Raw genomic sequence first — 5722 nt, forward strand, 5'->3', positions numbered from 1 at the left:
CATAATCTCGTTTCTCTGCTGCTGATGCAGCGACGCAGAACGAAGCGGTGCCGGGTGGTTGTGATGGCGTGCAACACGGTGCGGTTTTGGTAGTGAATGCGGACTCGATCTTTAAAAATTAACAGCCGATAAGTGTGGGCGCTTGATGCGCGACGCGCGGTGGACTCTTCGGGGTCTGCCGAAAAGCGAAAGTATCAAGTCTCACACTAGTATTAAAGGAAGGTTTTCCTGCTGGGGTGGCAACACGCCGGCAGGATGATCATTCGTCAGTACGTTGAGTGAGCGACCGGTTCGTAACAGAACCGAAAAACAGTAACAGGTTTGAACTGAAGAGTTTGATCCTGGCTCAGATTGAACGCTGGCGGCATGCCTTACACATGCAAGTCGAACGGCAGCACGGGGGCAACCCTGGTGGCGAGTGGCGAACGGGTGAGTAATACATCGGAACGTGTCCTGTAGTGGGGGATAGCCCGGCGAAAGCCGGATTAATACCGCATACGCTCTACGGAGGAAAGGGGGGGATCTTAGGACCTCCCGCTACAGGGGCGGCCGATGGCAGATTAGCTAGTTGGTGGGGTAAAGGCCTACCAAGGCGACGATCTGTAGCTGGTCTGAGAGGACGACCAGCCACACTGGGACTGAGACACGGCCCAGACTCCTACGGGAGGCAGCAGTGGGGAATTTTGGACAATGGGGGAAACCCTGATCCAGCAATGCCGCGTGTGTGAAGAAGGCCTTCGGGTTGTAAAGCACTTTTGTCCGGAAAGAAAACCTCCGAGTTAATACCTTGGGGGGATGACGGTACCGGAAGAATAAGCACCGGCTAACTACGTGCCAGCAGCCGCGGTAATACGTAGGGTGCAAGCGTTAATCGGAATTACTGGGCGTAAAGCGTGCGCAGGCGGTCCGCTAAGACAGATGTGAAATCCCCGGGCTTAACCTGGGAACTGCATTTGTGACTGGCGGGCTAGAGTATGGCAGAGGGGGGTAGAATTCCACGTGTAGCAGTGAAATGCGTAGAGATGTGGAGGAATACCGATGGCGAAGGCAGCCCCCTGGGCCAATACTGACGCTCATGCACGAAAGCGTGGGGAGCAAACAGGATTAGATACCCTGGTAGTCCACGCCCTAAACGATGTCAACTAGTTGTCGGGTCTTCATTGACTTGGTAACGAAGCTAACGCGTGAAGTTGACCGCCTGGGGAGTACGGTCGCAAGATTAAAACTCAAAGGAATTGACGGGGACCCGCACAAGCGGTGGATGATGTGGATTAATTCGATGCAACGCGAAAAACCTTACCTACCCTTGACATGTATGGAACCTGGCCGAGAGGTCGGGGTGCCCGAAAGGGAGCCATAACACAGGTGCTGCATGGCTGTCGTCAGCTCGTGTCGTGAGATGTTGGGTTAAGTCCCGCAACGAGCGCAACCCTTGTCCCTAGTTGCTACGCAAGAGCACTCTAGGGAGACTGCCGGTGACAAACCGGAGGAAGGTGGGGATGACGTCAAGTCCTCATGGCCCTTATGGGTAGGGCTTCACACGTCATACAATGGTCGGAACAGAGGGTCGCCAACCCGCGAGGGGGAGCCAATCCCAGAAAACCGATCGTAGTCCGGATCGCACTCTGCAACTCGAGTGCGTGAAGCTGGAATCGCTAGTAATCGCGGATCAGCATGCCGCGGTGAATACGTTCCCGGGTCTTGTACACACCGCCCGTCACACCATGGGAGTGGGTTTTACCAGAAGTGGCTAGTCTAACCGCAAGGAGGACGGTCACCACGGTAGGATTCATGACTGGGGTGAAGTCGTAACAAGGTAGCCGTATCGGAAGGTGCGGCTGGATCACCTCCTTTCTCGAGCTAACGTGTCGAACGTTGAGCGCTCACGCTTATCGGCTGTGAACAAGACAGACTCAGGGGTCTGTAGCTCAGTTGGTTAGAGCACCGTCTTGATAAGGCGGGGGTCGATGGTTCGAATCCATCCAGACCCACCACTGTTTCTGCGGTGGCTGCGCTAATCACTGAAACCCCTGGGGCTATCAGTACAGATAGCAATATCTGTGTGTGACTGGGGGATTAGCTCAGCTGGGAGAGCACCTGCTTTGCAAGCAGGGGGTCGTCGGTTCGATCCCGTCATCCTCCACCAATCTTCAATGCGCAGTGTTCTGTGTAAAAAACACAGAGCGTTTCGCATTGGCGATTGAGCCAGTCAGAGTGATACGCGGTTATAGCAACTGCGATATCGGCTGTCGTTCTTTAACAATCAGGAAGAAGTAGTAAAGAGATTCACGAAAGGACATCTAGAGATGGGTGTGTGAGTAGGTGAATCAGGGTTGTGATTGTATCAATGTATGAAAAGGTAATCGAAAGATTGCCTTGGAATACGGCGCAACACGAATACTCAACCTGTAGCGATTGTGGCGCACGTTGCATTCCCAGTGGATGCGACAGAGACACACCCGTTATAGGGTCAAGCGAACAAGTGCATGTGGTGGATGCCTTGGCGATCACAGGCGATGAAGGACGCGGTAGCCTGCGAAAAGCGGTGGGGAGCTGGCAAACGAGCTTTGATCCACCGATATCCGAATGGGGAAACCCGGCCCGTATGGGTCATCCGTAGCTGAATACATAGGCTACGAGAAGCGAACGCGGTGAACTGAAACATCTAAGTAACCGCAGGAAAAGAAATCAACCGAGATTCCCAGAGTAGTGGCGAGCGAAATGGGACCAGCCTGTACTCTTTATCTTCATTGTTAGTCGAAGGCTCTGGAAAGTGCCGCCATAGCAGGTGATAGCCCTGTAGACGAAAACAGCGAGGAAGAACTAGGTGTACGACAAGTAGGGCGGGACACGTGAAATCCTGTCTGAAGATGGGGGGACCATCCTCCAAGGCTAAATACTCGTGATCGACCGATAGTGAACCAGTACCGTGAGGGAAAGGCGAAAAGAACCCCGGGAGGGGAGTGAAATAGATCCTGAAACCGCATGCATACAAACAGTCGGAGCCTTTGAAAGAGGGTGACGGCGTACCTTTTGTATAATGGGTCAGCGACTTACATTCAGTGGCAAGCTTAACCGATTAGGGCAGGCGTAGCGAAAGCGAGTCCGAACAGGGCGTTCAGTCGCTGGGTGTAGACCCGAAACCAGGTGATCTATCCATGGCCAGGATGAAGGTGCGGTAACACGTACTGGAGGTCCGAACCCACTAACGTTGAAAAGTTAGGGGATGAGCTGTGGATAGGGGTGAAAGGCTAAACAAACCTGGAAATAGCTGGTTCTCTCCGAAAACTATTTAGGTAGTGCCTCGTGTATCACCTTCGGGGGTAGAGCACTGTCATGGTTGTGGGGTCCATTGCGGATTACTACGCCATAGCAAACTCCGAATACCGAAGAGTGCAATCACGGGAGACAGACATCGGGTGCTAACGTCCGGTGTCAAGAGGGAAACAACCCAGACCGCCAGCTAAGGTCCCCAAATATTGCTAAGTGGGAAACGAAGTGGGAAGGCTAAAACAGTCAGGAGGTTGGCTTAGAAGCAGCCATCCTTTAAAGAAAGCGTAATAGCTCACTGATCGAGTCGTCCTGCGCGGAAGATGTAACGGGGCTAAGCAATATACCGAAGCTGCGGATGCACATTTATGTGCATGGTAGGAGAGCGTTCCGTAAGCCTGCGAAGGTGCATTGAAAAGTGCGCTGGAGGTATCGGAAGTGCGAATGCTGACATGAGTAGCGATAAAGGGGGTGAAAGGCCCCCTCGCCGTAAGCCCAAGGTTTCCTACGCAACGTTCATCGGCGTAGGGTGAGTCGGCCCCTAAGGCGAGGCAGAAATGCGTAGCTGATGGGAAGCAGGTTAATATTCCTGCACCATTGTTAAATGCGATGGGGGGACGGATCGCGGAAGGTTGTCCGGGTGTTGGAAGTCCCGGTTTCTGTGTTGGAGAAGGCACTCAGGCAAATCCGGGTGCGTAATTCAAGGGCATGGGACGAGCCGCTTAGGCGGTGAAGCAACTGGAAGTGGTTCCAAGAAAAGCCTCTAAGCTTCAGTTTAACAAGACCGTACCGCAAACCGACACAGGTGGGCGAGATGAGTATTCTAAGGCGCTTGAGAGAACTCGGGAGAAGGAACTCGGCAAATTGGTACCGTAACTTCGGGATAAGGTACGCCCCTGTAGCTTGACTGGCCTGCGCCAGAAGGGTGAAGGGGTTGCAATAAACTGGTGGCTGCGACTGTTTAATAAAAACACAGCACTCTGCAAACACGAAAGTGGACGTATAGGGTGTGACGCCTGCCCGGTGCCGGAAGATTAAATGATGGGGTGCAAGCTCTTGATTGAAGTCCCGGTAAACGGCGGCCGTAACTATAACGGTCCTAAGGTAGCGAAATTCCTTGTCGGGTAAGTTCCGACCTGCACGAATGGCGTAACGATGGCCACACTGTCTCCTCCCGAGACTCAGCGAAGTTGAAGTGTTTGTGATGATGCAATCTCCCCGCGGCTAGACGGAAAGACCCCATGAACCTTTACTGTAGCTTTGCATTGGACTTTGAACCGGTCTGTGTAGGATAGGTGGGAGGCTTTGAAGCGTGGACGCCAGTCTGCGTGGAGCCGACCTTGAAATACCACCCTGGTTTGTTTGAGGTTCTAACCTTGGTCCGTAATCCGGATCGGGGACAGTGCATGGTAGGCAGTTTGACTGGGGCGGTCTCCTCCCAAAGTGTAACGGAGGAGTACGAAGGTACGCTAGGTACGGTCGGAAATCGTGCTGATAGTGCAATGGCATAAGCGTGCTTAACTGCGAGACCGACAAGTCGAGCAGGTGCGAAAGCAGGTCATAGTGATCCGGTGGTTCTGTATGGAAGGGCCATCGCTCAACGGATAAAAGGTACTCTGGGGATAACAGGCTGATACCGCCCAAGAGTTCATATCGACGGCGGTGTTTGGCACCTCGATGTCGGCTCATCTCATCCTGGGGCTGTAGCCGGTCCCAAGGGTATGGCTGTTCGCCATTTAAAGAGGTACGTGAGCTGGGTTTAAAACGTCGTGAGACAGTTTGGTCCCTATCTGCCGTGGGCGCTGGATATTTGAAGGGGGCTGCTCCTAGTACGAGAGGACCGGAGTGGACGAACCTCTGGTGTACCGGTTGTCACGCCAGTGGCATCGCCGGGTAGCTATGTTCGGAAGAGATAACCGCTGAAAGCATCTAAGCGGGAAACTCGCCTTAAGATGAGATATCCCCGGGGCTTCGAGCCCCTTGAAGGGTCGTTCAAGACCAGGACGTTGATAGGTCAGGTGTGGAAGCGCAGTAATGCGTTAAGCTAACTGATACTAATTGCCCGTAAGGCTTGATCCTATAACAGGTGTGTCTCGACCAGCGTTGGCGCTTTAGCGCTGACACGGGTCCGATCCCCGAAGGGGATGGTGGACACGCACGGTTGAGTGATCAGTGTTGTGCCTCGAACAACACAACCCCAACAGCTTTACCTCTGGTGAGCATCACCAGAAACTACTTCTTCCAGATTGGTTGTATTGCCCGGAGGCAGTACAGCAACAAGTCATGCCTGATGACCATAGCGAGTCGGTCCCACCCCTTCCCATCCCGAACAGGACCGTGAAACGACTCCACGCCGATGATAGTGCGGATTCCCGTGTGAAAGTAGGTAATCGTCAGGCTCCCCAGCAGCAACAGAAACCCCACCCCGAAAAGGTGGGGTTTCTGCGTTTAC

General features: G+C 53.5%; 2 tRNA genes and 3 rRNA genes. All 5 read left to right on the forward strand.

The annotated features are described in order from the left end of the window. Positions 1-323: 323 nt before the first annotated feature. The 5 genes from PQR53_RS38540 (at position 324) to rrf (ending at position 5669) form a co-directional block, all read left to right on the forward strand. Positions 324-1854, forward strand: a 16S ribosomal RNA gene (locus tag PQR53_RS38540). Between the two features lie 63 nt (positions 1855-1917). Continuing rightward, positions 1918-1994: transfer RNA gene (locus PQR53_RS38545), tRNA-Ile, on the forward strand. 76 nt (positions 1995-2070) lie between these two features. Then, positions 2071-2146, forward strand: a tRNA-Ala gene (locus tag PQR53_RS38550). A gap of 322 nt (positions 2147-2468) precedes the next feature. Beyond that, positions 2469-5349: ribosomal RNA gene (locus PQR53_RS38555) — 23S ribosomal RNA — on the forward strand. 207 nt (positions 5350-5556) lie between these two features. Next, positions 5557-5669, forward strand: a 5S ribosomal RNA gene (rrf, locus tag PQR53_RS38560). The 16S, 23S and 5S rRNA genes sit together here with 2 tRNA genes alongside, the layout of an rRNA operon. Positions 5670-5722: the final 53 nt, after the last annotated feature.

Source organism: Paraburkholderia fungorum (assembly GCF_046027605.1).
GTDB lineage: Bacteria > Pseudomonadota > Gammaproteobacteria > Burkholderiales > Burkholderiaceae > Paraburkholderia > Paraburkholderia fungorum_F.